Annotated in this window: 22 protein-coding genes, 1 tRNA gene and 1 pseudogene; 4 read left to right on the plus strand and 20 right to left on the minus strand. The window is 35.1% G+C overall.

Annotated elements, in window-relative coordinates:
- Nucleotides 1–104: 104 nt before the first annotated feature.
- From CLOCL_RS13355 to CLOCL_RS13390, 8 genes and pseudogenes are all read right to left on the minus strand, one after another.
- Nucleotides 105–1,280 carry a MalY/PatB family protein gene (locus tag CLOCL_RS13355; RefSeq protein WP_014255840.1) on the minus strand — a complete coding sequence of 392 codons (1,176 nt, stop codon included), beginning with the start codon at nt 1,278–1,280 and terminating at the stop codon, nt 105–107.
- Nucleotides 1,281–1,295: 15 nt separating this feature from the next.
- The gene (gene larE, locus CLOCL_RS13360; protein WP_014255841.1) at nt 1,296–2,102 is read right to left on the minus strand and encodes an ATP-dependent sacrificial sulfur transferase LarE; all 807 of its coding nucleotides are present in this window, start codon (nt 2,100–2,102) and stop codon (nt 1,296–1,298) included.
- A 37-nt stretch (nt 2,103–2,139) separates the two neighbouring features.
- The gene (locus tag CLOCL_RS13365) at nt 2,140–2,589 is read right to left on the minus strand and encodes an RrF2 family transcriptional regulator (protein WP_014255842.1); all 450 of its coding nucleotides are present in this window, start codon (nt 2,587–2,589) and stop codon (nt 2,140–2,142) included.
- A gap of 143 nt (nt 2,590–2,732) precedes the next feature.
- A pseudogene (locus CLOCL_RS13370) lies at nt 2,733–2,999 on the minus strand (ATP-grasp domain-containing protein); the annotation flags it as partial.
- A 21-nt stretch (nt 3,000–3,020) separates the two neighbouring features.
- The gene (locus CLOCL_RS13375) at nt 3,021–3,251 is read right to left on the minus strand and encodes a hypothetical protein (protein WP_144687021.1); all 231 of its coding nucleotides are present in this window, start codon (nt 3,249–3,251) and stop codon (nt 3,021–3,023) included.
- 49 nt (nt 3,252–3,300) lie between these two features.
- Nucleotides 3,301–4,059 carry a tRNA(His) guanylyltransferase Thg1 family protein gene (locus tag CLOCL_RS13380; RefSeq protein ID WP_014255843.1) on the minus strand — a complete coding sequence of 253 codons (759 nt, stop codon included), beginning with the start codon at nt 4,057–4,059 and terminating at the stop codon, nt 3,301–3,303.
- Complete coding sequence (locus CLOCL_RS13385) at nt 4,049–4,498, minus strand: AAA family ATPase (RefSeq protein ID WP_014255844.1); 450 nt, start codon at nt 4,496–4,498, stop codon at nt 4,049–4,051. Before CLOCL_RS13385 ends, CLOCL_RS13380 begins: the two co-directional genes overlap by 11 nt.
- A 455-nt stretch (nt 4,499–4,953) precedes the next feature.
- On the minus strand, nt 4,954–5,622 hold the full coding sequence (locus CLOCL_RS13390) for a ribonuclease H1 domain-containing protein (protein WP_014255845.1): 669 nt from the start codon (nt 5,620–5,622) through the stop codon (nt 4,954–4,956).
- A gap of 226 nt (nt 5,623–5,848) precedes the next feature.
- On the opposite strand from CLOCL_RS13390, the gene CLOCL_RS13395 reads away from it, so the two are divergent.
- The gene (locus CLOCL_RS13395) at nt 5,849–6,685 is read left to right on the plus strand and encodes a MerR family transcriptional regulator (protein WP_014255846.1); all 837 of its coding nucleotides are present in this window, start codon (nt 5,849–5,851) and stop codon (nt 6,683–6,685) included.
- A 157-nt stretch (nt 6,686–6,842) separates the two neighbouring features.
- Complete coding sequence (locus tag CLOCL_RS13400; protein ID WP_014255847.1) at nt 6,843–7,214, plus strand: hypothetical protein; 372 nt, start codon at nt 6,843–6,845, stop codon at nt 7,212–7,214.
- A 13-nt stretch (nt 7,215–7,227) separates the two neighbouring features.
- Here the strand turns inward: CLOCL_RS13400 and CLOCL_RS13405 are convergent, their stop codons facing one another.
- Nucleotides 7,228–7,668 (minus strand): gamma-glutamylcyclotransferase family protein, encoded by a 441-nt coding sequence (locus CLOCL_RS13405; RefSeq protein WP_014255848.1) that lies wholly within the window; start codon nt 7,666–7,668, stop codon nt 7,228–7,230.
- A 267-nt stretch (nt 7,669–7,935) separates the two neighbouring features.
- A tRNA-Gln gene (locus tag CLOCL_RS13410) sits at nt 7,936–8,009 on the minus strand.
- A gap of 196 nt (nt 8,010–8,205) precedes the next feature.
- On the opposite strand from CLOCL_RS13410, the gene CLOCL_RS13415 reads away from it, so the two are divergent.
- Nucleotides 8,206–9,276 carry an IS30 family transposase gene (locus CLOCL_RS13415; RefSeq protein WP_014253901.1) on the plus strand — a complete coding sequence of 357 codons (1,071 nt, stop codon included), beginning with the start codon at nt 8,206–8,208 and terminating at the stop codon, nt 9,274–9,276.
- A 445-nt stretch (nt 9,277–9,721) separates the two neighbouring features.
- Here CLOCL_RS13415 and CLOCL_RS13420 read toward each other — a convergent pair whose 3' ends face one another.
- The gene (locus CLOCL_RS13420) at nt 9,722–10,939 is read right to left on the minus strand and encodes an IS256 family transposase (RefSeq protein WP_014255849.1); all 1,218 of its coding nucleotides are present in this window, start codon (nt 10,937–10,939) and stop codon (nt 9,722–9,724) included.
- A 530-nt stretch (nt 10,940–11,469) separates the two neighbouring features.
- Here CLOCL_RS13420 and CLOCL_RS13425 point away from each other — a divergent pair.
- Nucleotides 11,470–12,759 carry an IS110 family RNA-guided transposase gene (locus tag CLOCL_RS13425; protein WP_014254024.1) on the plus strand — a complete coding sequence of 430 codons (1,290 nt, stop codon included), beginning with the start codon at nt 11,470–11,472 and terminating at the stop codon, nt 12,757–12,759.
- Nucleotides 12,760–12,962: 203 nt separating this feature from the next.
- Here CLOCL_RS13425 and CLOCL_RS13430 read toward each other — a convergent pair whose 3' ends face one another.
- The 9 genes from CLOCL_RS13430 to CLOCL_RS13470 all read right to left on the minus strand — a co-directional run bounded on the left by CLOCL_RS13430 (nt 12,963) and on the right by CLOCL_RS13470 (nt 26,771).
- On the minus strand, nt 12,963–14,828 hold the full coding sequence (locus tag CLOCL_RS13430; RefSeq protein ID WP_014255850.1) for an S-layer homology domain-containing protein: 1,866 nt from the start codon (nt 14,826–14,828) through the stop codon (nt 12,963–12,965).
- A gap of 337 nt (nt 14,829–15,165) precedes the next feature.
- On the minus strand, nt 15,166–17,187 hold the full coding sequence (locus CLOCL_RS21165; RefSeq protein ID WP_014255851.1) for a carbohydrate-binding protein: 2,022 nt from the start codon (nt 17,185–17,187) through the stop codon (nt 15,166–15,168).
- A 60-nt stretch (nt 17,188–17,247) separates the two neighbouring features.
- On the minus strand, nt 17,248–19,185 hold the full coding sequence (locus tag CLOCL_RS13440; RefSeq protein ID WP_014255852.1) for a PA14 domain-containing protein: 1,938 nt from the start codon (nt 19,183–19,185) through the stop codon (nt 17,248–17,250).
- A gap of 6 nt (nt 19,186–19,191) precedes the next feature.
- Nucleotides 19,192–19,929 carry an RNA polymerase sigma-I factor gene (gene sigI / locus CLOCL_RS13445; protein ID WP_014255853.1) on the minus strand — a complete coding sequence of 246 codons (738 nt, stop codon included), beginning with the start codon at nt 19,927–19,929 and terminating at the stop codon, nt 19,192–19,194.
- Nucleotides 19,930–20,551: 622 nt separating this feature from the next.
- Complete coding sequence (locus CLOCL_RS21170; protein WP_014255854.1) at nt 20,552–22,669, minus strand: copper amine oxidase N-terminal domain-containing protein; 2,118 nt, start codon at nt 22,667–22,669, stop codon at nt 20,552–20,554.
- A 292-nt stretch (nt 22,670–22,961) separates the two neighbouring features.
- The gene (locus CLOCL_RS13455) at nt 22,962–23,987 is read right to left on the minus strand and encodes a D-alanine--D-alanine ligase family protein (RefSeq protein WP_014255855.1); all 1,026 of its coding nucleotides are present in this window, start codon (nt 23,985–23,987) and stop codon (nt 22,962–22,964) included.
- Nucleotides 23,988–24,133: 146 nt separating this feature from the next.
- On the minus strand, nt 24,134–25,471 hold the full coding sequence (locus CLOCL_RS13460) for a WD40/YVTN/BNR-like repeat-containing protein (RefSeq protein WP_014255856.1): 1,338 nt from the start codon (nt 25,469–25,471) through the stop codon (nt 24,134–24,136).
- Nucleotides 25,472–25,647: 176 nt separating this feature from the next.
- Nucleotides 25,648–26,007, minus strand: a complete 360-nt coding sequence (locus CLOCL_RS13465) for a DUF4363 family protein (protein WP_014255857.1) — start codon at nt 26,005–26,007, stop codon at nt 25,648–25,650.
- A gap of 53 nt (nt 26,008–26,060) precedes the next feature.
- Nucleotides 26,061–26,771: a DUF421 domain-containing protein gene (locus CLOCL_RS13470; protein WP_014255858.1), complete on the minus strand. Its 711-nt coding sequence runs from the start codon at nt 26,769–26,771 to the stop codon at nt 26,061–26,063.
- Between the last annotated feature and the right edge of the window lie 115 nt (nt 26,772–26,886).

The raw sequence follows: 26,886 nt of genomic DNA on the forward strand, positions 1-26,886 counted from the left end.
TGTTACATATAAAAAAAATATGTATAAAATTTTACTGCAATAGGACTTTAATATCGTACAATGCTTTTAACGCTATAAAATTTAATAAGTTATCACCATATGCATTAAAGCCTGTCAACGGCATTTTTTATCTTTCCAAGCCCTTCAAGCAGTATCTTTTTTGGGCAGGCAAAATTTAATCTTTGAAATCCTGCACCTTCCACCCCGAAAGTTATTCCGTCATTCATTCCTACACCGGCTTCATGAACAAAAAATTCCTTCAATTTTTCCGCCTTTACAGGCAGATTCCTGCAGTCAAGCCATGCAAGATATGTTGCCTCCGGTCGTATAACTTTTATCCGGGGAATATTGGTTTGAAAATATTCAACCAGTGTATCCAGGTTATTCTCAAGGTATACCAGCAATTCATCCAGCCACTCTCCACAGCCTGCATAGGCAGCTTCGGCTGCTGTAAGTCCGAATATATTGAGCATATTGGCTCCATTTTTATTTAATGTTCTTATAAATATCCGTTTAAGCTCTGCATCGGGTATTATAGCTGAAGATATTGACAACCCGGCAATATTAAAGGTCTTTGTGGGAGAATTTAAAGTAATGCATTTTTTATAATCTTCCCCGGCCAGAGAGCTTATGGGTATATGCTTATATCCCTTAAATACCAAATCGGAATGTATCTCATCGGAAACAATAAAAACATCATATTTTTTGCATAGCCTCAACACTTCTTCCAGTTCATGAAGGCTCCACACCCTCCCGATGGGATTGTGGGGGCTGCAAAAAATCATCATCTTTACATTATCCGCAAGCTTTCTTTCAAGGTCGTCAAAGTCTATTTCAAAGTGTCCGTTATTATCTTTTAAAGGATTTGTAACCAGTTCCCTTTCATTCTCCCTGACACAAAAATAAAAAGGATAATATACCGGAGTTTGAATCAAAACTTTATCTCCAGGCCTGGTATAGGCAAGTATTGCCGTATTTATTGAAGTTACAACCCCGGGACTATACACAATCCAGTTACTGTTTATCTGCCAATTATGCCTGTTTTTCATCCAGCCAACCAGAGCAGAAGAAAGCCTTTCCGATGCCTCGGTATAGCCAAACACTCCGTGTCTGACCCTTTCCATTATTGCCTCTATTATTAAATCCGGTGACTTAAAATCCATATCGGCAACCCACATAGGAAGAATATCCTCACGGCCAAACCTATGCTTACAATAGTCCCATTTGAGGCTGTCAGTATTTTTTCTGTTTATAACCTCATCAAATATACATTCCCTCATAATTAAGTCATCCCCTCATATTACTCCTTCATTCATGCTGCCAGTTCTGTAGCCTTTAAGGTCAAGGGCTACATGCACATATCCAATTTCCCTGAACTTTGTATAAACAGCATCTCTTATTTGCTTATCCAAAAACTTCTCAATATTCTCTTCCTCAACCTCAATTCTTGCAACATTTCCGTGATGCCTGACTCGTATCTGTCTAAAGCCCAAATCAATAAGGAATTGCTCTGCCTTATCTACCATCTGAAGCTTTTCGGCAGTAATTTTCTCTCCGTAGGGGAACCTGGAAGATAGGCAAGCAAATGAAGGTTTATCCCATGTTTTTAATCCAAGTTCCTTTGACAAAGTCCTGATATCGTTCTTTGTAAGTCCCGCGTCTTTCAAAGGGCTTACTATGCTCAATTCGGATATTGCCTGCAATCCGGGTCTGTAATCTCCCAAATCATCCTTGTTCGAACCTTCTGCAACAAATTTATATCCTTCATCTATTGCAATTTGTTTGATTTTACTAAATAGCTCTTTTTTGCATAAATAACACCGGTTAAGAGGGTTTTCCGCAAATCCTTCCACTTCAAGCTCCTCGGATACAATTACTCTGTGCGGAATTGCATAATCAGAAACAAACTGCATAGCTTCCCTAAATTCCCTCTCAGGGTATGTAGAAGATTTAGCGGTAACTGCAAGTACATTATCGCCCAATACCTCATGGGCTACTTTCAGGAGAAAGGAAGAATCTACTCCTCCGGAAAAAGCAACAACAACCCTTTCCATCTCTTTCAGTCTTTTTTTAAGACTTTCAAATTTAGTATCCAGACACATAAAATAAACCTCCACTGATTTCGTAAGAGCTTTAAATTTAAATATAATACATTGTATCATTTATACCGTTCAACTTACGGTAGTTTTCCGCCAAATCCTCCAAAGTTACCGAATCGGCCAATTTATTTAAAGCCTCGTTCATTTTATCCCATACAACAATCTTTATACATTGCTGTATGGCGTTTTCCTTTCCATTGGAACTCTCGGCATTTTCATCAATAACAGAAAGCGGTCCTTCCAGTGCCCTCAGAATTCTACCCACTTTGATATCTGACGGATCTTCAGCCAATACATATCCTCCCTGGGCACCCTTTACACTCTTCACCAGTCCTGCCTTTCTCAGTACAGAGAAAACCTGCTCAAGGTAATTGGTTGAAATTCCCTGTCTCTCTGCAATGCTATATAATGCAACATGATCCCCCTTTGCATGAACTGCAAGGTCAACCATTGCTCTTAGTCCGTATCGCCCTTTAGTCGAGAATTTCATCTTATCACCTCCGTATCCCGACTATTCCAATATGATTTATATTATAATACTACTAATAAGTATTCTTGTCAACAAGTCTTAAGGTTAATATTCCAGTTTTGCACATTCTACAAAGCTGTCGTTTTTCCCTTCATAACACGTCATCATTTTCTAACTTTTTTACAGGTATAATCGTATAACCAATTGTAGAATTTCTGTTTGTCACTACACCCAGGTAATCCTGATACTTGTCCATCTCCCATCTCAACTATTATCCATTCCCAGTCCTTTTTGCAAGCATAGTCAACAGTGTAAAAATTACTGTCAATATATGAAAATTGTAGGATAAATTCATCGGGTTCATCGATATTAATATATTTAACTTCATCCCAATATGGAAAAGAGCACATCCATTCTCCATTAACAAAAAATGCCCGATATTCTTAATTTTATTATATATCAAATTTACCTATTACTTCTTTTGCAATTTTTTCATAATCGTTTTGCGATTTATCCAAATAACCGACGGGAGAACGATATAATTTTATATTGCCGATTTCGAGAAAACATTTGGTATGCCTATGTCCGCAAATAACATATATATCTCTTTCTTTTGCAATACTATAAATAAACTCTCCTATTTTTACACTTACTACTTTTATTCTTATCCCCACTAATCTCAATATTTCTTATGGTTTTCCAACTTACGTTCTCATCTATGTATTTCTGCATTTATTCCGACAAAAACTTCGATATAAAATTACTGTATTCCTCTTTCATCGGCAAGTCATAATCCACCTTTATCCTTCTTCTATCAGCTATAATTTCGTTTCCGCTTCGAGGATCAATGCAATTTTTTTGATAAACTTCCCAATACAGCCCAATACCTCGTTTCTGCCAATTGGGAAGATCATTAAAGTTGATACCGTTTTCAAACAAAAGCTCATTCTTTTCAGCAACAGACATGCCACTAAGAAAACCGGTTGCTTCTTGGGCCGACTTTCCTTTTTTTCTTAGCATCCAATAGCAATGAGCATTTAAGGCATTCCTGCTTGCATCTTCATTTCTCCACCTGAAATAATCTATAACAGCATTGCTGTTAGGCAATTCTGATATTCTGCAATCAAAGCAAGCAACATCACCCAACAAAACAGAAAACTTTGCACTGGCTTCACCGGCCAGTATGGAATTAAATTTACGAACTTTACGTCCAAAGGCATTCTCATCTATATGGAATAACAGTGATATCTCATCACTCTGCGTATATCCGTATATTACCCTAAATCCGCAATTCATAAGATGTTCCGTCGTTGCAACCATATAATCCCTGAATCTTATATCATAGGGACTTTCAAATTTATGAATTTCCTTTGTCAGCCGGGTAAAATTCCTGCCATCTATCCGTGCAACCATATATACTTCAGGAAGAACACAGTAGTCATGTGCTGTTTCATATACTCTCATCTTCTCATCAAGCTCATCAAATTTCATTTTTCCACTCCTCTACAACAAATTTGTTCTCTTCACCAATTTTCACATAATACAGCTCATCGAAACCTTCCTCCGGGCTAGGCAACTGCAATTTAGCATGCGTGCTTTTTATTCCTGCTAAAGAAATACGTTCCTTTCCTTCTCTTTTTTCATTCCTCATTATTGCATCAGCTATATTTGATTGAAAGTAATATCCTACAACTCTGAATTTCGCATTTTTTGCAATATCAATATATTTCTTTCTATCCTCAACAGACGGATTGGTATTATCCACTACAAAAGGTTGCTTCGCTTTTATACACGCATCAAGAAATATATCTTCCCTTATCCGAGTTTTTAGCATATCCAAATTAATTCGTATGTGGGTTTTAAAAAATCTTTCTTTATAGAAAGTGCTTTTTCCTGTAGCTTGTATTCCAATGAAAATAACCGCTTCCATAATAAGCCCCCAAAAATTCCTGTTTTGTATAAAAAAAAGAGTTTAATTGTTTACTCAGCTAACCATTCTATCTTTAATATATACTTGATATTTTAATATATCAATCATATCATTTGATATTACATGTAAATACTCAATGATTAAGCCAATGTATATATAATTCATTTAAAGTAATATTAAAAGTATGTGAAGTTTCATTGTACATCCTTTGCTCATACTCTAAATCTTCACCGGTAAGGTAGCTGGTGGCAGTTGTAAATATAAAGGTAACATTATGCCATTGAGCTATTTTTGACCAGTAAAAAACTAACCGTCAAAAATGGTTTTCAGGATCAATTTCTTTGAAAAAGATAGGAAACAAGTCCTGTAGTGTTATAATTTCTCAATTCGATCCAAACAATCTTAATCAAATCAGAAAGCAAATATATAATATCTACAGATATTTTAAACTCTATTTACTTTTTTTGAGATTTCTTTACCAAATTAATATAATCTTTTATATCTTGGGCTCTCCCTAATATTTCAACACAAGTAATCTTCAAATTCTTTTTCTTAACTTTATCATAAAACTCACAAATTAACTCAGCATTATTGCCTTTGTGTTTGATTGCGCTTTTAAAACCCAGGCTGGTTGCAATAAAAATAGTAATTTCCATTTCATTATTATCAGAAATATAATCAAGTGCGTCAATAATGCCATATAACATTACCCTGTTAGGAGTTGAATTTTCAATGTCATCTTTTTTAATGTGCTTAAATCTATCGTACTTTTTTATCAGAACAGAGTAATAACCTTTTGATTCCAGAAAGTTATATCCTCCGGAAACATATATACAAATAGTATTGCTATATTGAGAATTTACAGCTTTAAAGTCACTTTCATTTACATTGTATGAAATCATTTTTATAGGCAAAGGACCGATTCCAGTGTTTTTAGTATTCAAATTGGCTTTTGTTACTTCTTTATTACCAATAATATATGAGCAAGCATCTTCAATATTATCAAAGTATTCATATTCCGCATCTTTATATCCGTCTATAACCTTTTCGAAATCCCTATAGTCGGTAAACATGGCAGAAGCATTAAGTTTTCCTTTTAATACCACATAATAGCTATTAATCATTTAAACTCACCTCAATATGTAATATATAAAAGTTTGAAATATTTACTATAATATATAATTATAGACAACTAATCATTACCAAACCATATAAACTACCTTTCGTTCATAGACTATCAAAGGATAGCACCTTACTCCTGCCTTTAATTATAAAAAATAAATTACATATTGACTCTCCAGCTACGTCACCCTTTATAATTTTAGATGGAAAGGAGGAATACACAGGAACATGAAAACAGTAAAAGAAGTATCGGAAATTACCGGAATTAGTATTCGTACCTTGCGCTATTATGATGAAATTGGCCTGTTAAAGCCATCCAAATTAAGTGATTCCGGTTATCGCCTGTATGACAGCAAAGCTCTGGAAAAATTACAAGAAATCATGTTTTACAAAGAACTGGGAATATCTCTAAATGATATAAAAAAAATTATGGATAATCCCAATTACGACAAGAAACAGGCATTGCTTTCCCAGAAAGCCATATTGGAGCAAAAGCGGAACCGCTTAAATGGAATTATAGAATTAATAGAAGATGTATTAAAAGGAGGAAATACTATGAATTTTGAAGCTTTTAACGATCAAGACATTAAGAAAATGATTGAAATTATGAAAAGCAATTTATCAGAAAATCAATTTCAAGCTCTTATTCAACAGCAGGGAGCCAATAGCGCAGAAGAATATGAAGAAATTTTGCAGAAAGCATTTGCAAATGAAAAAGTTGCTTCAGACATATTAAGATGGTATAGAAATAAAGAGGACTTTTTACAAGCATGCAAACCTATACAAAATGAAGAAACTGAACAGTTAAAAAATGATTCCGATGAAATATTCGCAGGTTTTGCCAAACTCATGTCCTCTCCGGATACAGAAGCAGAGCATGTCTTAGTGGAAAAGCTTGCCGACTGGTTTAAAAATTTTATGAAGTTAGATAATGCCCGGGCAGTTCTTCTCGATTTTGTAAAGGAACTTGAGAATGAAAAATTTGCTGAAATCTATGATTCAAAATACGGAAAAGGCGTTTCAAAATATGTTTCAGAAGCAATTATGAGATATTATGGAGTATAGTGACAAATTGAATTAACACTTAAACTCAATTAAATTACTGCATCAAATAAAAAAATCTGCATAACAGATAATGTAACCTATTTTAATCCCGCAAAATATAATAAAATAAACAAGAACTCTCAAGTCTTCCGTTCATCGGTCAGAAGGAGATAAAAGAATGAATAATGACGATATTTTATCCAAATATATTGAGAAAGTTGATAGAGATCAATCTGACCTAAGAGCTGATATGCGGGAAATTGAAAAAAAGACTGCAAATACTCTGGAAAATATAGAAAGAAGAATGGATTTAAGATTAAATCGTATTGAAGACTTAATTGCCAAACAAAATGATGACCTGAACAAAAAAATCCCCGATTCTTATTCAAAGTTAGAATCCAAAATCAATGAAGCTAATAGAGAATTCAAGGTAATGAACAGGCAATTTCTTATATTTTTGATAGGAACCTTTTTAAGCATAGCCGGTATTCTTGCTGCAGCTTTTTACCAAATCGCCAACTTAATTCAAAAACTGCAGAATATGCCTTAATAATTGTTACGCTTCATTTTTGGCAAACTTCCATGAACTTTCTCCAGTTACCGTTTGGAACTAAAATTCCGTTTTCTTTTGCATATTTCTCATCTGCATAAATATATATCCAACAGGTCATCTGCTGTCCTTTTTCTGTCAATATGTTTCTTACCTCCCTAATGTACAAATTATTACTGCTCCGTTCGCTATATCCTTCCAACCTGTCTAAAGATTTCAAAAGCATATCATCAACAGGCTCCATAATTTCTCCTTCAACTATTTCATTTCCCGGCAGCAAAGCCGGATATCCTTCACGCAGATGGTAAAGCACCCCATAAGTTCTGCCTGGTGTTATGGAGTTTATTTTACCTTCAAGATATCTCTTATAATTCTGAAAACCCTTCATTAGTGTTCCGTATACGAACACTTTATTTATATAAACATCGCAATTTTTCGATTCATTACCGTACATTGCCGCATGTCCCCATCCTTTCCCATATGAAAAATTGATATACTAAAACTTTTTGAACCTCGTCATTTCAAATACTTTCAAAGTTATATTGCCGTCGAAAAAAGAAATGGGTCAGGGAATTAAAAAATTTCTCACCATTAAGAAGCCAGCATTTTAGCTTTCAAAAAATCAGAAAAATATCATAAAAATTAGTTTTACCATGTTATTTTGCTTTCATATATGCAAAAAGGGACTGTCTTTCAAACAGTCCCTCTTTGTGACTATTACTGGCTGCGGGAGAAGGATTCGAACCCTCACAAAATGATCCAGAGTCATTCGTGCTACCCTTACACAATCCCGCATCGTTTAAGCAAGAAGTATTATAGCATATCTAAATTAATAATGCAACAGTAATTTTGTATATTTATATACAAATTTTTCAGGGTTAATTGTAAAATTAAATGCAACAGGTAAAATGTAGTAAAAAAATTAACAACCATAGTGAGAAATCATGTATGATTTAGGTGTCCAATCCAAACATACAGGAGGTTCTCAACTATGGTTATCAAAACTAATAATAACACAACTAAACGTAAATTTAAACACCTAAATGTTTATGAACGTGGACAAATTGAAGCTTTCATTAAGGAAGGGAAATCACAACGCTATATTGCTAAAATGCTAGGTCGTTCACCAAGTACGATCAGTCGTGAGATTAAAAGAGGTACAACGATTCAAATGAGGCATGATTTAACGACGTATAGAAAGTATTTTGCTGAAAGTGGGCAGATAGCTTATGAAAAAAATCGTTTGAATTGCGGTGCAAAGTGTAAATTAGCTAGAGTTGAAGATTTCATAAAATTTGCAGAAGAAAAAATACTATATGAAAAATGGTCACCAGATGCCGTAGTTGGCTCATGTATAGTGAATTCTAAGTGGATGCATTCTACTATTGTATGTACTAAAACCTTATATAATTATATAGACCAAGGGCTGCTGAAAGTACGAAATATTGATTTAAACCTTAAACTTCGAATAAAACCAAAAGTAAGAAGAGACCGTCAGAATAAACGTATTCTGGGAAAAAGCATCGATCAAAGGCCAGAAGATGTGCAACTACGGCAGACTTTTGGACATTGGGAAATTGATACAATCATAGGGAGAAAATCTAGCGATACAGTTATTTTAACATTAACAGAACGAAAGACACGCTATGAACTGCTGTTTCTTTTAGAAGCAAGAGATAGTAATGCTGTTAACAAGGCACTTTTGGAACTAAAGAATTTCTATGGAGAACAGTTTTGTAACATATTTCGTACTATTACAGCAGACAATGGTTCAGAATTTAGTAGATTGACAGAAATATTACAACCATTAGGGATAGAAGTATACTATGCACATCCTTATTCCTCATGGGAAAGAGGTACTAATGAACGTCATAATGGTCTTATACGGCGTTTTATACCTAAAGGGAAAGCAATAAGAGATTTTACAGCGACAACAATAAAACGTATACAAGACTGGTTAAATAATCTTCCACGCAAGATATTAGATTATAAAACGCCTGAAGAATGCTTTAATGAAGAGCTGTTTAAAATAGTTAATGATGATACATCAAAAACAGCTTAAGCCCTTCTTTCATGTGAATTATAGAGCTCATTTGAGGGGAGTCAAGGGTAAAGACTTCGTCTTGCCTGACGGCAACCCTTGACATCCCTCTGCATTCGCTCAAATAAATAACCAAGAAGGGCTTAAGGATAATATTGTGGATTTACCACCTAAACAAAAAATGATTTCTAGGGAATGTAAGTAATTTTGTGTATCATAATTTATGTAATCCTTCTTTAGCAAGTAAATTTTAGTTGACAAGGTTTACAGAATATTGTTTTTTATTGCCTTTCCATTGTATATTATTGCCGGATTTATTAAGTTTTATACATAAACTTGATTAAATCTGGCAATAATCATTTATAATGGTCAGTATTAGCCTTTTAAACCTATATTTTTAATTTTGTGAGGTCTAGCCCATCCGGCGATGAGGATGAGCCCTTGAGGGCGGTGGGGGTGAATGCTTTTAAATATACTCTTCCAGCCTACCTGGATATTGGATTACCAATTGGCTAAGTACTCTATCCCAGTTTTTGTAACGTTGTGTCCATTTTTTTACTACATTCATTGATGCTAAATATAAAATCTTTTCTAGTGAACTGTCTGTTGGAAATATTGTTTTTGTTTTTGTGACCTTACGAAACTGACGATGTAGTCCTTCAATTATATTTGTAGTATAAATTATTTTTCGTATTTCTTCTGGAAATTTGAAAAATGGACTTATAACATCCCAGTTATTTTCCCAACTACGTATTGCAAAAGGATATTCCTTTCCCCACTTTTCTTTAAGTTCATAAAGTTTTTCTAATGCTATTTCTTCATTAATAGCATGATATACTTCTTTGAAATCATTACTAAATGCTTTTAGGTCTTTGTATGGCACATACTTAAAAGAATTTCTCAGCTGATGTATTATGCAACGCTGCACTTCAGATTTTGGATATGCAGCATTTATGGCTTCCTTAAGTCCGGTAAGTCCATCAACACAAAAAATTAAAACATCCTGTACTCCTCTATTTTTAAGGTTATTCAGTACACCAAGCCAAAATTTTGACGATTCATTATCACCAATCCATATCCCTAAGATATCTTTATATCCATCAATAGTAACTCCTAGAACAACGTAAGCTGCCCGGTTTGTTATTCTTCCTTCATCCTTTACCTTATAATGAATTGCGTCCATAAATATAAAAGAATATATAGGTTCAAGAGGTCTTTGCTGCCATTCTTTTATTTCTGGAGCAATTCTGTCAGTAATCTTGCTAACCATCTCCGGAGACAGGCTGAATCCATAAAGTTCTTCAATTTGTTGACTAATATCTCTTGTAGACATTCCCCTTGCATATAGAGCTATAACTTTTTCCTCAATTCCGGAAACATTACGCTGATATTTTGGGATAATTTTAGGTTGAAATTCTCCTTTACGATCTCTAGGCACTTGTATATCAATTTCACCAAACTCACTTTTTATTTTTTTTGGTGTATAACCATTACGGCTATTATCGGTATTTTTATTTGCCACATCATCTTTTGCATAACCCAATTCTGCTTCAAGTTCTGCCTCAAGCAGTTCTTGAATAATATCTTTAAAAATGTCTTTTAGATATGCATTTACATCTGATACGCTTTGGAAATTATTTTCCCGAACTAATTGCTTTATATGTTCTTTTGATAGTGTTGACATAAAATTCTCCTCCTTAGCTTTTCTTATTAGAAATTCTTGCCAAGAAGGAGAACATTCAATCTCTTATACACAAGATTTTTTACATCCTCTCTTTAGAAATTTTTAAGGGAGATCGCAATTGACCTCCCTTGTACAATTAATATTGTATTAAATCAGTGACCGAAGCCACTGTTCGACCCATTAAAATTCATTGTTAACATAACACTTCAAACTTCATTCTTTTCTAAACATCAAGCACATCATCCGGCTTCACATCTTAGCCATTTTGCCAGCAACTGTTGGCCTGAACCTTGACAATCATGTATAATATCTTCCGGACTTGGAAGGTGAGTGTTTCACCTCCTGGGACGGACCTTAGCGGGCCGATTACCCGTAAGAAAGAGTATTTATCCATTCCGGTAAGTCTACATGATTTGGCTGGTTGAGGCCAGCTCTTTGGCTGGTTCCTCGTGTCACATGCAAGGTTGTTTGCTTACATGGGAAGGAATGGAGGCTTTTAAGTCCATTAATCTTAAAAAGGAGGCATTTTAATGAATTTCAGACCCATTGCAGGAATTGATGTGGGTAAGTTCTTCAGTGAAATGGCGATTCTTTCTCCTACCAATGAAGTGGTTGCCCGCATGAAGATTCACCATGATTCCAATACCGACGTTGAAAGAGCCGTTGAATTGCTTAATAAAACGGAAAAAGATTTTGCTTCAAGGCCTTTCATAGTCATGGAATCCACCGGGCACTATCACAAAATCCTTTTCCATTCACTTTGTAAAGCTGGATTTGAGGTTTCGGTAACAAACCCCATCCAAACTGATTCTATCAAAAATATTGGAATCAGAAAAGTGAAAAATGATAAAGTGGATGCCCGGAAAATTGCCCTACTCTATAGATTTCAGGAACTTAAGTCAACCAACATCCCCAATGAGGATATTGAGTGCCTAAGGAGCCTATGTCGCCAGTACTACAAACTGAGTGATGAGCTTACCGCCTACAAAAACAGGCTTACCGGTATTGTTGACCAACTCATGCTTAACTTCAAGGATGTCTTCTCCAATATATTTTCAAAGGCTGCTATGGCTGTCCTGGAGGAGTATCCTACTCCTGCCCATATTCTTAAGGCTGACAGGAACAAGCTGATTTCACTGATTCAGAAGAAATCCCGCAAAAGCCTCAAATGGTCAACTGCCAAGTATGAGCTTCTGGTCTCCAAGGCCAGAGATTTTGCACCTCTGAGCATTCATAATGCCTCAAATGTTATTATGCTGGGCGTATATATCTCCATGATCAAAACCTTGGAAGAAAGCCTGGAGAAAGTCCTTAAGTCCATTCGTCTACTGATTGCTGAAGATATGGCGAAGGATATGCCCATGCTGGCATTGACGCTTGAACTTTTGCAGAGCCTGCCAGGTATAGGCCTTCTCTCTGCTGCTACTATTCTTGCGGAGATTGGAGACTTTTCAGCCTTTAAAAAGCCAGGCAAGCTGGTTGCTTATTTCGGCGTTGACCCCTCTGTCATGCAGTCCGGAGAGTTTACCGGCACACGGAACAAGATGTCTAAGAGAGGTTCAAGGCTGCTTCGCAGGGTGCTTTTCACAATTGCTCTTGCTAATATCCGTACCAAGCGGGATAAGACAGCTTGCAACCCTGTGCTGCTGGAGTTCTACCAACAAAAATGCCAGAGTAAGCCTAAGAAAGTAGCTTTGGGAGCTGTTATGCGCAAGCTTGTTTGTATCATCTTTGCTGTCCTAAGGGATAGGAAACCTTACCAGTTACGCAGCCCCCAGGAACACGCTCAAATGCTTGCAGCAAAGCATACAGCAGCTTGATAGTACTGTACTTGATGTTCAGTTTTCAAAGAGCAACTTGCTATTTTAGACCAGCTATTTTATGTCTACCTCACCTAGGTGGTCTTGTTGTCATGCGTTTCATTAACGTCAGGAGCCTAAAAAAATTTCTCAAAATTTTTATTATAAACTCTTGACTTTAATTAGCTGGTCTTTCTTTTTAATTTAAACACCCATCTTTAATATTAATTATTATAATTATTATAAATCTTGTATACAATAGCAGCCAATTCAGCTCTTGAAGCATTTCCTCTTGGATTAATCATGTTATTGCTTCCCAAAACTATTCCCTCTTTAACCAAAGTTGCTACACCTGTTACAGCATAAGGTGCAATATCACCTTTATCCGTATAATTTGCAATAACATCGGCTGTACCTTCTGAATTTATCTTGCCTGTAACCATAAGAGCTCTTGTAATGAGAACCATCATATCCTGCCTTGTTATCTGTGCTTTCGGATTGTACTTGTTATCGCCGACTCCCGTTGTAATTCCAAGCTTTTTCGCTATACCAATCTGGTTATAATAATAGGCATCGGCAGGTACATCATCAAAATTTGAATCAACCACAGCATTCAAATCCAAAGCCTTAACCAAAAGTACCATAAAGTCTGCTCTTGTTATATAGGCCTGTGGTGCAAAGGTAGTTTCGGAAGTACCATTTATTACACCCTTTGATGCCAATACTTCAATCTGATGTTTTGCCCAGGCATGGGATTCCAGATCATTAAATGTTCTATGCACATATGCCACTGCAAACCTTCCAAATTGTGATGTTGTAAATGTGACAGATTTAGTTTTTTCGTCATATCTTCCATTAGTTACCGGTATAGCATTTCCGTTGTTATCAATTCTTAAAACCACAATATGCTCAATTGAGCTCTTTTCTTCCTGAGTAAGAGCATATGGAATATATACCTTTACAGGACTTTCAAGATTGACCCAATCTGTAGGCACATCATTTACATTAAGGCTCAATTTAATCATAGGTCTATTGTCTATTTTTCCCTGTATATCGGAAGATAAACCGGAACTATAATCTCTTTCCACTGAAATAGCAACTTTTGAAGCACTTCTAACCTTTGAAGCCAAAGCATCGGTATTTAACATATTTGCCGGAAGCTCTAAAGTTGCATAAGCCGTAATCATATTTATCTTATAAGATAAAACATTTGAAAGTAATGCCTGGTTGGGGAACTCCTGAGTATATGCAGTAGCTCCTTTTACCCCAGCCAATGTTAAATCAACTTTCTTTACTCCCTTAGAATCCGGAGTCAAATCCTGCAATGCAGTCTCCAAATCCTTCTGTTCAAACTTGTAAATCACTCTGGTATTATCATTGTTTACTACTTTAGGCTCAATTTCTCCCTTTTTACCGCTGCCTGATGAAGTAGGTGTTGGTGTAGAAGTAGTAATTTCCAATGGAGTTGTTACAACAATAGGAGTAGGTATATTTGTATTTGAAGTTGCATTTATAGCCGGAGGATTTATAATTGAATAACCGGAGGTCAGTTTGTTCCCATCCCAGTCAAACAACAAAACACCGGACACAGCTGTCGGCATAGTACTTGTCTGAGCAAACTCAATTTTTGTCTCTTCAGCCCTCCGTACCTTAAATCCAATTACTGCAACTGTTCCTGTTGTTTCTGCCGAGCCACTGGCTTTGTAACTGTTTAAATTTGTATAAGCCTTACTGAAATTCAAAATACCCTGTGAAACATTATGAGATGCAATAGGTAAGACACCATATTCGGAATTATTCAAAATTGTTCCGCTCTGAGGAACGGTAGTATTGGTAAAAGCAGCACCTGTATCAAGGTTAATGGCTTCCAATACCGTTGGGTCATATTTTATATTTACCTGATATCCTGCAAATCCTTTTACATTATTCACAACAATAGACGCTTTTATAATATCTCCAACTGCAGCAGAAGTCTTGTCCAATTCAATTTTGATACTTGGTGCGGTATCGGCAAATGCAAAATTGGAAAACATACACGAAAATGCCAGCAACGCAGTAAGTAATATGTACAACCCTTTTTTTGCCTTCATTAACGAAAAGCCTCCTTTAATAAATATAATTATATTTAATTTTACAAAAATATTAAAAATTTGACAAAAAATTATGTAGTCAAACAACTTTTTCAGACTACATAATTTTATACATTTTATATTAATTATAACATCTAACTTATCCGATGTAAACAAAAACTCCACGGTTAAACCTTGCATTTTTGGCCTTTTCAATTACTTGGATAAAACAGATTATTAAAACAATATTTATATATAATCGCCTCGTTAAAAATATTTATAAAATATAAGCTAAAACTGTATCAGCCATTTCAAAAACATATACATTTTGAAATGGCTGATATTTAAGCTTAAAAGCTTATTCCACAGGGAACTTACTAATCTGACCAAGCAATCGCATTTTCATATAAGCATAATCTATCGAATTTACAGTTCCGTCTCCGTTTACATCAGCCGCAATCATTCCGTCTTTTGAAGGGAACTCTTTTATTTGACCAAGCAAATACATCTTCAGATATCCATAGTCAATCGAATTAAAGTCTCCGTCTCCATTAACGTCGCCATAAATCACCTCAGGTACGGGATTTTCAACAGTTCCTCCTGTAAATACAAACCAGTCAATATTGAACAGATATCCGCCACCACCGGTAAATACCAGGTATAGGTCATGTTTACCTTTAATCTCCGGTATATCGGCTTTGACGGTTACATAATTATGCCAGTCTCCAGTGCCGCTTACCGGTATTTTTACCACAGTAGTTCCATATAATTCATCAAGACGAATTTCAATTGCTCCTCCGCTTTCAGCACTAGCCACACTAGCCTCAAAACCTGTTGCTCCGGTACCGAAGTCTACTCCCTTAAAGAGAATATAATCTCCGTTTTCTATATAGGCAACATTTTTATTTCCGTCATCGGCAATTGTTTCGCACTGAATACCGTACATTTCGTTATAGTCTTCAGCCTGTATTATATCGTAGGCACTTCTTGACTCAGGTTTAGGTGTTGGTGTCGGAAGCTGTGGAGGTATCTGTTCCTCATCGTCAACTCCCAATGCTACTGTCACAACCGATCTGGCCGGAAGGGTAACTGTGTTTCCGAAGAGGCTTCCAACCTTTTTAAATCTTTCATTACCTTCAGGAAGTGTACGGTATATTATCGACTTATTGGAAGAATAGCCCTTCAAATCAAGTGCAACCGAATGTTCACTATATCCTTTGTTTATAAATATCATTGTCAATTTGCTCTTATCGGGTGATACAAAGGCAGAAACTTTTATATCGTTTGAGCTGACGGAAGCGTCCACCCTCTTGTATCCCGGATCTGTAAATTTCGCAAACTGCTGCATGATATAATAGAAGTCGGAAATTATATAACCTTCTTTTGTAGTCCATTGTTCCGGATTTCTCGGAACTTCAATAGCCACCAAAGGTCTTTGTGAGTTTTCCCAAATGAGATCCCAGTAGAAATAACCGCTAACACCTTCTACCACAAGGGAGTTGTGGATCAATTCTGCAGTAGTGAAAGGTGTTCCGTAATCATACTCTGTCATAAACAGCGGCTTATCGGCAAAATCTCTTGCCAGGCTTCTGAATATGTCATTAAAGCTGTCAGGATTATAGGGATCTCCACCGTTGTAAAGGTGATGGGCAATACCGTATACCTTGGAAAGGTCCATGTATCTTGCGTAGTTTTGAACAGTATTGTTCATTATACCTGCCGATTCAACCCCCAATATTTTGGGCATGTCCGGTAAATCCTTTATTTTTTCATAAACAGCGTCCAGAGCCTTTGCATAACTGGGATATTCAGAAGTTTCAGTTTCCCTGAAAATACAAGTTTCCCAGTCGCCGCTCTCATACTCCGGTTCGTTTTGGATGCTTATGTAATCAGGAATAATTCCTTTTGCCCTATAGGCAACCAAAGAGTTATACCAATAATCGGCAAACTTTTCATACACAAAGGATCCGTTTTCTTTTGCAAGGGTTCCTCCATTCATAACACCATTTCTCTTCAGATCCGATGGCGGTGACCATGAAGAAAGCAAAACTTTAAGATTGGGATTCATTATTTTACCGTACTTGACAATCTCCATATCGTCGTAGCCAAAATTATTGCTGTTTCTGTACTGATTCCTGAGTCTCAAAATATCCAGACCGGAATCATAAAACAGTATTCTGTAAAGGTCATTCTTGTTTGGATGCGTTGTCAAATAGTCATTGTACCATGCTATTGCCGCACCAAACCCTTCAAGAGTCTGATATGTGGTATTGACATCTACAGAAGCTGTATAGCTTGCTGCGTTGGTTTTCGGGAAATTTACCAAAGTCAATACCATTGAAAGCACAACCGATAAAACCAACTTTCTTTTCTTAAGCATAAATATTCCTCCCTTAAAAATTTTTCTATTTTATACTCTCCCTTCTAAAGGGAAGAGTTGTTATCTTGGATATAAACAGCTTTGTGGAACAACAGACCTTTCAATGCCGGGGCCTTCCCACTCAAGCCTGATACTTCCTGCCAAACCTGTATTGCGATACAAAAGCATTACTTCAACCCTCTGTCCGGCTTTCAAAGAGATGGCCTCAGTCTTTGCTGTATTTATCTCGCTTGCTGTCCACTTATCTATCAGAAGCTGTCTGTCTATCCATAAACTTGCTCCATCATCATAACTGACATAGAACACATAATCCCCGTCATAAGGCACCTGTATAAAGCCTGTCCAACGTACGCTGAACTTCTGGTCCTGATTAATCGATTTGCTTGGTGATCCAACACCCCAGTTAAAATCAATAACGCTATCAATTCCCTTTTCTTTTGGATTTGTTAAGTTATCTTCATCAAAGTACTCATAGAACAAGCCGATACCTTTTCCGGGTATGGAACTTCCATAATGCTTTGGTTCCGCCGGATACAGGCATTCAGTAGGTACAATAGACCTTACAGTACTTGCACTGCTCCATTCGAGTTTGACAAATCCATTGCCGGTATTATTAAAGTATTCAAGTTTAATATCGTAAAGCTTGCCAGCTTCAAGGTAAATTTTTCCCATCTCGTCAAGACCTACAAGATTGTCCCATTTATCTATTATCAGTTTATTGTCAATCCAAAGTCTAACTCCGTTGTCCCGGCTGATATAGAAAGTATATTCCTCACTATAGAGAGGCCTTATTTTTCCAGTCCATCGCACACTGTAAGATTCATCATTCCTGATTTCTTTTGCCGGCGAATTTACACCCCAGAAGAAATCAATTGTTTTATCCACACGAGTTAATTTAAAGTTGGTAAGATCTATGTTATCAAAATAATCGCCTCTTAATCCCGTTCCCGGAATTATTTGTATCGGTGCAGGTTTAGGCATCATTTCAGGTTGAGGCCAAGGTTTAGGTTCAGGTGTTTTAACAGGTATATTTTGAGTATTTATAACTATCTGCTCTGCCGGTGTAGCCAAAGATGCAAAACCTTCCGTCACCGAAGCAGTTGGAGTCTCTGTCACCGAAGGCGTCGGGGTTAATTCCGGAGTATGGCTTGGAGAAATTGTATTTTCTTCAATAACTGTGTTTGTTGGCTTTGCTCCCGTTGAAGATTCGATACTCTTTTTCACATCATTATAAATCTTTACCAGTTCTTCGGTTGAAGCCCCTTTTAGCTCTTCAATCGATATATCTCTTCCATTCTTTATAATTTCAGAATAAAGGGCAAACTTTGCCGGAGAAACACCTTGTTCAAAAGCTTGTGTTCTGGTTTTCGGTTCAATTTCAAGCGCAACAATATCTGTATCGGAACCGCTTGTCTTTTTTATATTCTCCTTTAATTTCACTAAAATATTTTCAATAACATCCTCTTCCCTTTGAGCTTGTTTTTTGTACTCCTTATTATCAGGATTTGCTGCACCTGAAATCAATATATATACTTTGCTTTTTTCATTTATAAAAGCTTTATCTTTGCATATCCCGTATAATTTAGCAAAAGCATCCTCCAGCTTCAGACCGTTGAAATTTTCTCCACTCAAAATCACCTCTGCATCCTTGTTCAAAGAATTAACTTTAAGAACCTTTTGCAGCTTATCGATAGTAAATTCTACACTGGGGTTAATATCCATACAGATATAAGCATATTCCTGCATGGTAAATAAATTTTTACTGAAGTTTGCAATTAAGCTGGCAGCAATACTTATAATTAAGCAAAAACATGCTGCAGCAGCTAAATATCTCTTTATGTAATATTTATGGTTTATAATATCTTTATCTGTAAACACAACTTCTTTACCTATATACATTGTACTGGTGCGATTGATTTTATATACTGCGTTCTGAGGAGTAGCCACTACTGCCGACTTTTTGTCCAAACTAAATATCAAACCTCTATACGTTGCCACAATAATTCACCTGCCACTATTAAAGTATGATTTAAGATGCTCATAGTTATTGCCATAAATAAGGCTTACCGATATAATAAATTTCCTGTTTTTTTCTATCGTGCTGGGATGTACGTTTACAAATTTCATTATATCTTTCATAGGAAAATACTTCTTTTTTACAAGCTTATTGAAAACCTCTTTATTCTCTGCAATTTTACGACCTATCTCCACGCACATCCTGATAGAATCACTGTGTTTGGGCGTATATTTATGTAGCTCACTTATTTTTATGCCAAAACTTTTAAGCATCTCCGAATAATGCTTTATTTCCTGAAACACTTCAATTCTCTCATATCCTGCCGACGATTCATCCTGAAGGAATTTGTCCTCAAAATGCTCATCATCCCATTCAAAATATGAGAAAGGCATTTCCTTATTTTTCGAGCTAATCCTGAAATAGTCAATTATTCTTCTTTTTATTACCATCTCTGCAAAGGAAAAAAAGTTAAACCCTTTTTTATTCTTGCTGTTATCATATTTCTCAATTGCTTCATTAAAAGCTATTAAACCAATACTGTATTCATCACTGTTCTTTATATCAATCTTATTTTTTACCGAATTGGAAAGTACTTTGATTATAAAAGGAATGTAATCTACAATGAATTCTTCTCTGAGTTGATCGTCTCCCGCTTTGATTCTATCGATAATGCTGGCTAAATCCTCCTTAACTTCGGAGTTATATATTGAAAAAAGAAATAACAAATGTTCCACCTCTTCATTCTACATTTCTTGCCCAGTAATCCTAAATAAACATCATCTTCAGTTCACAGATACACCTTAAGGTTAATTTGAATATTTATTCACACACGTCTTTCAGGCGGAAATTTCAACACCTCTGCTATATTATAAAAATATCTATATATCTATTATATATTGAAAAGTACAATTTTCCAACTATAACTTATCTATTAGCTCTATCCGGGCCATTCCCGCATGTTTGCACTTATCTCCAAATCTGTCAGACCAAAAAATAATACATCATTGTCAATGAGCAAAAAATTTTATATAAAAAACAAACTCAGCTTTCAATAATAAAAAAAGAACCTCTTTCTTGTCATTTTGTCAATGATAAGAAAGCGGCTTACAAAGGAAAAAGGAAGTATACAATAAATTACAATTCCTGGAAAGGTAGTTTTGAAATGAATATTTAGAATTATAATTTATTACAAATATCTTCCTTAACAGTATATTCGTCCTTATTCTATTTTTTATTTCGCATATTTAAAAAAATCAATTATTTATTTTATAAATGTTATAAATAACGATTAAACTGCATTTAAATAAATAAACTCCGGAAATATACATCCGGAGTTTATTGAAAACCTTATTGCATAAAAATCATATCACTAATTTCCATGTTTACCTTCATCTCTATAAAGTCTCTTGTGGAATCATCATAAATATAAAGAATTTTCTTTCCTTTCAAAGGAGATTGATTATCTCGGTCATAAGCGTATATGAGGTAATAATTCCCTTTAGCTTTTATGACCTTAATAATTTCCAAATTATCTTGTAAAGCTATTTTATTTGCATTGTTAAATTTATAAATTTCAAATTTCTTATCTAAAGGACTGCTACCGCATACAAATAATGTATCCTCTATCTTATTCCAATATTTTACGTCAAAATTGCCAAGAAGCTCATTAAAGGCATATCCGTAAGAATAAAGTTTATTGGCATTAATTCCGGCTTCATATCCTGAAAATACTAAACTGTCTCTTACTGAATCCCAATATTTTGTTTTCATATCAACAACAAGGTTTCTAATGGTATTTCCTTCATATATTAACATTGTATCTCTTTGCTTATCAGTTATTCTGCTTTTATCGGTAACATCAATAAACAGTTTGTTATTAACGGATAGAGTATTTTTTATACTCAAAACATCCAATGTAAATGTCGGATCATTTACACCATTATATATGTATAATGCTGAATCCTTACTAGAACCTATGGTACCTAGCGAAAGAAGTATATCACTTTCAATTCTAAACTCTTTTAAAGTAAAATCTTTAATAAAAACTCTTGTAGACGCTGTGTTTTCATATTCCATAACAAAAGAACTTATTTTAGGATAGTCTCCTTTTACTGTTTTACCATTCGAATCAATATATGATCCACCCTTAACAGCTACATACAGTTTATCTTTGTAAGCTATTATTTTAGTTACACTATACTCAATGTATACATTCTTCCTGTATTCAAACAAGACTTTATTCAAACCACTGTTAGTTAACTTATAAAGCTTTCCGGATTTTACAATATATATTTCATTTCTACAAACAGCTAAATCATTGATATTTATATCTGTGTCACCAAGTAATATTTTAAAATAACTTTTATCAGTACCGAATGAATTATAAGAAGCTAATGGTTTGTCTTTTCCCGTTTCTAAAACCCCGGTCATATATACAACATTATCGAATATAACATAATCTTTTATAATAAAGTCGTCGGAAAGAACCTTTGGAGTCCATGGATTCGAAGAATTTTTGTCAAAAACCAGCAAAGTATAATTTCTTGTATTGTCATATTTATTTACCAACAATTTTCCGTTTACTTCAATATGCTTTCCTACATAAAAATTGTTTTCAATTAATGTCAACGACTCTCCGTCAAATCTATATAACTTGTTAAATTTTTGCTCTCTATCGTATCCGTGAATTAACAAATTATTATTGTATTCAAAAGTCTCCTGAATATCAAAATCATTAATTAAAATTTCAAATCTGCCATCTTTATACTGTGCAAAATTGTTTTTACTTGTGGTCGAATCAAACATTGTAAGAAGAATTCTACCTTTATAAGAATACCAGTTCACTATTGATTTATTATTTAAAGGTATTACCTTAAAATCGTTTCCATCATAAACATAAACCGTATTATTGTTATTCTTCCCTTTTTCATAGAACAAAACTCCACCTGTTTCATACTTACCAACTCTTGTTATGTAAATTGCTTTTTTAGCATCATCCCAAACTACATTTGCACCGGCATTTTCAGAAACAAACCTTAACGGTACAAATGTTCTCCCACTTACTATTTTAGGTGCAACCGTCATAACTTTCTGTTCACCGTTCACGAACGCTACATTATTGTCTATGTAAAGCTTCATTTGACTTCCCATTTTAACTGCAATAATTGATCTTTCACTGTCATCCCATCTAACAGTATATCCAAGTTCCTCAAAAATTGTTCTAAACGGCACTAAAGTATATCCATTTTCAATAAAAGGAGCTATGTCCATTTTCTTCTTTATACTTCTCGTCAAATAATCTTTTGAATCAATTGTAAAGGTTAAGTCCACAAACTCATTGTTAATAATTTTTGCTTGAACACCATTCTTACCAAATACAAATAAGAATAGAAGCAGGATAAAAAAAGACCACAGCACTTTTGAATTTTTCACAATCCTTTTTAAATTAAGAAAAATGTCTTTCATCCAAAATTCCCTCCTTAAAAATTTACTATTAATGTGCAAGAAGTCTTTTAACTCTCCTTTTCATATATTTAACGCATAAAATTAAGTAAAATTTATGCGTTATTTTTACACAGCCATCAAACTACAGCAATTATCAAAAAAACATCTTGCCTCATAATAACATAATTATAGCATATACTTCTATTTTATAAAGCAGAATTTTCTAAAAATAATAAAATTTATATCAATCTATTTTTTTATGCTCTAATTTTTATATTTATTAAACTTCATATTACCCCATGATATTTATTTTTTACTGTAACACAATATCCCATCTTTCAGCAGCAGACTTTAGAATTCTTTTTACCATTGAAACATAATCAATACCGTATAATTCACAACACTTGGCCATTGCCTTTTTCGGATGCAGAGAAACATCAGAATTAAATTCAAGGAAATAGTGATTTCCTTCATCATCCACACGTATATCAAAGCTTCCGTAATCAAGGGGTATGAACATGTCGTAAATAGCTTCGCATTGGGATTTGATATGTTTATAATCTTTAAGATTTATATCTCTTTTTACTTCACGGTAATCCCCATTAAGTTTTGCATTAAAATAAATGAACTCACTGTTGAGAGAAGTCCCATTACTCTTCAGATACTCAATCATACCTGTAAACTTTTCTCTTTTATTGCCTATAACAAAAACTTTGAACTCCCTGCCGGAAATAAACTTTTCAATTATCAGAGGCTGGTGCAAAGTACCATAAATCGTCTCAGCTTTTAACATTAACTCATCCTTGTTATATGCAACAGCATTTGCGTTTATACCAACTGAATTCGATTCGAAGGCAGGCTTAATTATAAGAGGATAATGGGAAGTTTCAAGTCTCTTTAGCTTAGAGATATCCTCAACAAACACCCAGGGCGCAGTAGGTATATTCATCTTATCCCATAAGGATTTCATGAGATGTTTATTCTGACAAACCGTCATAGTGTAAGGATCAGCACCGCTATAAGGAATTCCTGCAGCTTCACAAATGGCAGGAACTTTCGACAGCCTAAATCTTTTTCTAAAGCCGGATGACATATTAAAAATAAAATCCACTTGTTTTTTTATTATATTGATGTTATTAATGATATCTTCAGGAGTACCAAGCAATCTCACTTCAAACCCCAATTTGTTAAGGGCTGCCGTAACTGCCTGAATCTCTTCCCTTTCCCTCCAATGATACATAACATCAATGCTAACATGTTCTTTTTCAACAACACTGCTTGCAATCTTAAGCGCATCCTCTTTTGACTCATATACAATTCCTATAGTCCTGACCTTCACAATTTTCTCCCCCTATATAACCCCTCGGTTTATCTTCTCTTACAATACATATTTTAATACAAAACAGACAAGTTTACTAAACATAAGATGAACAACTTTATTTAAATCCAAAGTTGTTCATCCTTATATGCCACCTTTTATCTCTTCTAAACTTTTTTCTTTTTTATCAATAATATCGCACCTAAAATCAGTGCTGCTACAATTATACCTGATCCTGCGAGCAGCAATATATTCGAAAGGCTCATACCGCTTTCGGACTGACCATTGTCTCTTCCCTGGTTCGGATCATCGGCAGGACTTTGTAAATCGGCATCTTTTTCAACACTTACCGAAATTTCTATGGATTTTGTATCATAAGTGGCTTTCACCAAGGCCTTACCGACACCGATTGCATTCATTTCACCATTCTTTTCTACCGTCAGTACATCGAACCCGTCAAGCACTTCAAATGAAGTCTCAGCCGTAACATCTTCCGACTCTCCGTAGGGATAGTTCAGCATAATTTCAAGCGACTTTTTCTGACCCTGCTTTAAAGTTATATTATTTGATTGAGCACTTATACTATAATGATTATTCCATTTAACTCCATCACCGGAAGTTAGAATTACACCTTTTTCACCGGTAACAACGTATTTTCCGTCTGAATATACAATATCTTTTAAATCCTTGTTTGTGGCACTGTCTTCCCTTTTCCAATCAGAACCGTCGGCTGAAGACAAAACTTTTCCTCTGTCGCCTACAGCTACAAATTTACTTCCCGTCCATGTTATCGAATAGATATTTTGTGTATTGTCCATTTCCTCTTTGCTTAGTACTGACTCGTTCTGTGTCCATTTCCGTCCATCTTCCGATATCCATATATTCGATTGTTCTCCTACCGCTACATATTTTTCTCCATTCCACGCTATATCTGTAAACAAAACCGCAGAAGACGGTTCCGCCTTAACCTCGTCCCATGTAATTCCGTCTTTAGACGTAAGAATCAGCATCGGTTCACCGACAGCAAAATATCTGTCATTTATCCATCTGACTCTATATATTTTCTCCTTTGTTGCCATTCTTATTTGATCCCATAAAATTCCGTCCTTTGAGACTAAAACCGTCCCTGAATCACCTGCGGCAACAATTTCATTGCCGCTGCTGGCAACACTGTTTAAATCAATCTCCTTTCCCGATATATCAGTTTTAGTCCAGTCCCTGCCATTAGCTGAAGTCATTATAGTACCCTTATCTCCTGCTGCAATAAACTTTCCCATCGCCCAAACTATTCCGTTAATGTTTTCCGCTGAAGCTGACACTGCTTTATTCCAAACAACCCCATCCTGAGATGTAATAATAAGTCCGGCATCACCCACCGCTGTATATATTCCGGAATTACTAAATGCAATACTATGTAAATATGGCAAAGTATTGTTCTGAGCAAACACTGAACAACTCAAAATGAGAATTAAAATTATTGTCAATACTGATGCCAGCCTTTTCATTTTGCCTCACTCCTAAAAATTTTTGACGGGTTGTTTCCAAAAAGGACTATGTAGAATTTTTACTAATAACCAGAAAGTTTTAAAATGGCCTAAAGAACGTTTTGGTAAACAACCTTATTCAATTTTAACACATATCACAAAATATTGTTAAGCAATTTCAAAAAATAATATATCAGTTACATCGATCCTATCTTTTTCCAAATATCCTCCACAGTTAATATAGACGCAAGGGAGTTTCCTTTGTCCTTGCCTTCTATATAACCGCCCAATTTTTCAAGGTATTCTTCCATACTATTTACATAATCATGGTCAATATCAATTTGAAGAAGGGGTTTGAGCTTTTCCCAGATCTTTTTTGAGTCTTCCAGACTTAATTTTGCCTTTTCCCAATCTTCGCTTTTTATATATTCTTCAGTCTGCTTGAGATATCCGGAAAATCCTGTCCTTTCGTCAATAGGTTTATGAAAGAGCGCACACGAAGAAATATTAATCAGAAGCCCTATAATTATTACTATATTAATAATTTTTTTAGTCAAGCCAATCCCTCCGATACAGTAAATTATTTTCTGCAAAAAGTACTGCAAACCCGTCAGTTTGTCGTATCAATAATAAAATAACGATTGTCCTCCTTTAAATCCACATACAGATTTCCCTTTGTATCCAACTGCGCAAGGAATATCTCTGTATCCTTTATATTTTGCTTTTCCAGTTGATGATACAGCCAAGCCTTTGTAAGGTTTATTGACCTTAAAGCACTCTCCTGCACTACTCCGTCTATAATCAAAACAGTGGGAAGTCCGTCATATTGGGTGGGCAGGTTCAAGTCACTTGGAGTAACAGGCTGCTTTTGCGATTTTTTTTGCACACTTATCTTACCGTCAGGTTCAATCAATGCAAACTCAACATCTTCTATGTTAAATACCCCCTGCACTCTAAGTTCGGACAATAATTCCGAGATGGTAATGCGATTCTTTTTCAGATTCTCCTCAACAATTTTTCCGTTTTGAATAACAATCTCCGGTTCCCCAACTACAATTTTTTCCAATCGAGCGCTGTGAATTCCTATAATAGCAACCAATATAGCCAATACTGTCCATGTAACCATTCCTGCCAATGTAGAAGTCAAATTTTCATTTAGCTGAATTGAAAGAGTAGATGCCATTGAACCAATTGTTATACCTACAGTATAATCAAAGAATGTAAGCTGTGAAACTTGTTGTTTTCCTATTATGCGAATGAGTACCAGCAGCGCAAAAAAAGCTATGGTTGATCTAATAATTACCACTAAAATAATCGGCATCAGATACCTCCCAAATTTTAAAAAATATTATTCCTCTTAAAAATTCCTACACTATCTTAAAAAGACAGCTATGCAAAACAAGATGCTAAAAAATTCTTTTTTCAAAAAATATTAT

Source organism: Acetivibrio clariflavus DSM 19732, from assembly GCF_000237085.1.
Classification (GTDB): domain Bacteria; phylum Bacillota; class Clostridia; order Acetivibrionales; family Acetivibrionaceae; genus Acetivibrio; species Acetivibrio clariflavus.

Coding starts and splice junctions, on each gene's coding strand:
- CLOCL_RS13355 (WP_014255840.1), bottom strand. CDS start 1,280: ATGAGGGAATGTATATTTGATGAGGTTATAAACAGAAAAAATACTGAC.
- larE (WP_014255841.1), bottom strand. CDS start 2,102: ATGTGTCTGGATACTAAATTTGAAAGTCTTAAAAAAAGACTGAAAGAG.
- CLOCL_RS13365 (WP_014255842.1), bottom strand. CDS start 2,589: ATGAAATTCTCGACTAAAGGGCGATACGGACTAAGAGCAATGGTTGAC.
- CLOCL_RS13380 (WP_014255843.1), bottom strand. CDS start 4,059: ATGAAATTTGATGAGCTTGATGAGAAGATGAGAGTATATGAAACAGCA.
- CLOCL_RS13385 (WP_014255844.1), bottom strand. CDS start 4,498: ATGGAAGCGGTTATTTTCATTGGAATACAAGCTACAGGAAAAAGCACT.
- CLOCL_RS13390 (WP_014255845.1), bottom strand. CDS start 5,622: ATGATTAATAGCTATTATGTGGTATTAAAAGGAAAACTTAATGCTTCT.
- CLOCL_RS13395 (WP_014255846.1), top strand. CDS start 5,849: ATGAAAACAGTAAAAGAAGTATCGGAAATTACCGGAATTAGTATTCGT.
- CLOCL_RS13400 (WP_014255847.1), top strand. CDS start 6,843: ATGAATAATGACGATATTTTATCCAAATATATTGAGAAAGTTGATAGA.
- CLOCL_RS13405 (WP_014255848.1), bottom strand. CDS start 7,668: ATGTACGGTAATGAATCGAAAAATTGCGATGTTTATATAAATAAAGTG.
- CLOCL_RS13415 (WP_014253901.1), top strand. CDS start 8,206: ATGGTTATCAAAACTAATAATAACACAACTAAACGTAAATTTAAACAC.
- CLOCL_RS13420 (WP_014255849.1), bottom strand. CDS start 10,939: ATGTCAACACTATCAAAAGAACATATAAAGCAATTAGTTCGGGAAAAT.
- CLOCL_RS13425 (WP_014254024.1), top strand. CDS start 11,470: ATGAATTTCAGACCCATTGCAGGAATTGATGTGGGTAAGTTCTTCAGT.
- CLOCL_RS13430 (WP_014255850.1), bottom strand. CDS start 14,828: ATGAAGGCAAAAAAAGGGTTGTACATATTACTTACTGCGTTGCTGGCA.
- CLOCL_RS21165 (WP_014255851.1), bottom strand. CDS start 17,187: ATGCTTAAGAAAAGAAAGTTGGTTTTATCGGTTGTGCTTTCAATGGTA.
- CLOCL_RS21170 (WP_014255854.1), bottom strand. CDS start 22,669: ATGAAAGACATTTTTCTTAATTTAAAAAGGATTGTGAAAAATTCAAAA.
- CLOCL_RS13460 (WP_014255856.1), bottom strand. CDS start 25,471: ATGAAAAGGCTGGCATCAGTATTGACAATAATTTTAATTCTCATTTTG.
- CLOCL_RS13470 (WP_014255858.1), bottom strand. CDS start 26,771: ATGCCGATTATTTTAGTGGTAATTATTAGATCAACCATAGCTTTTTTT.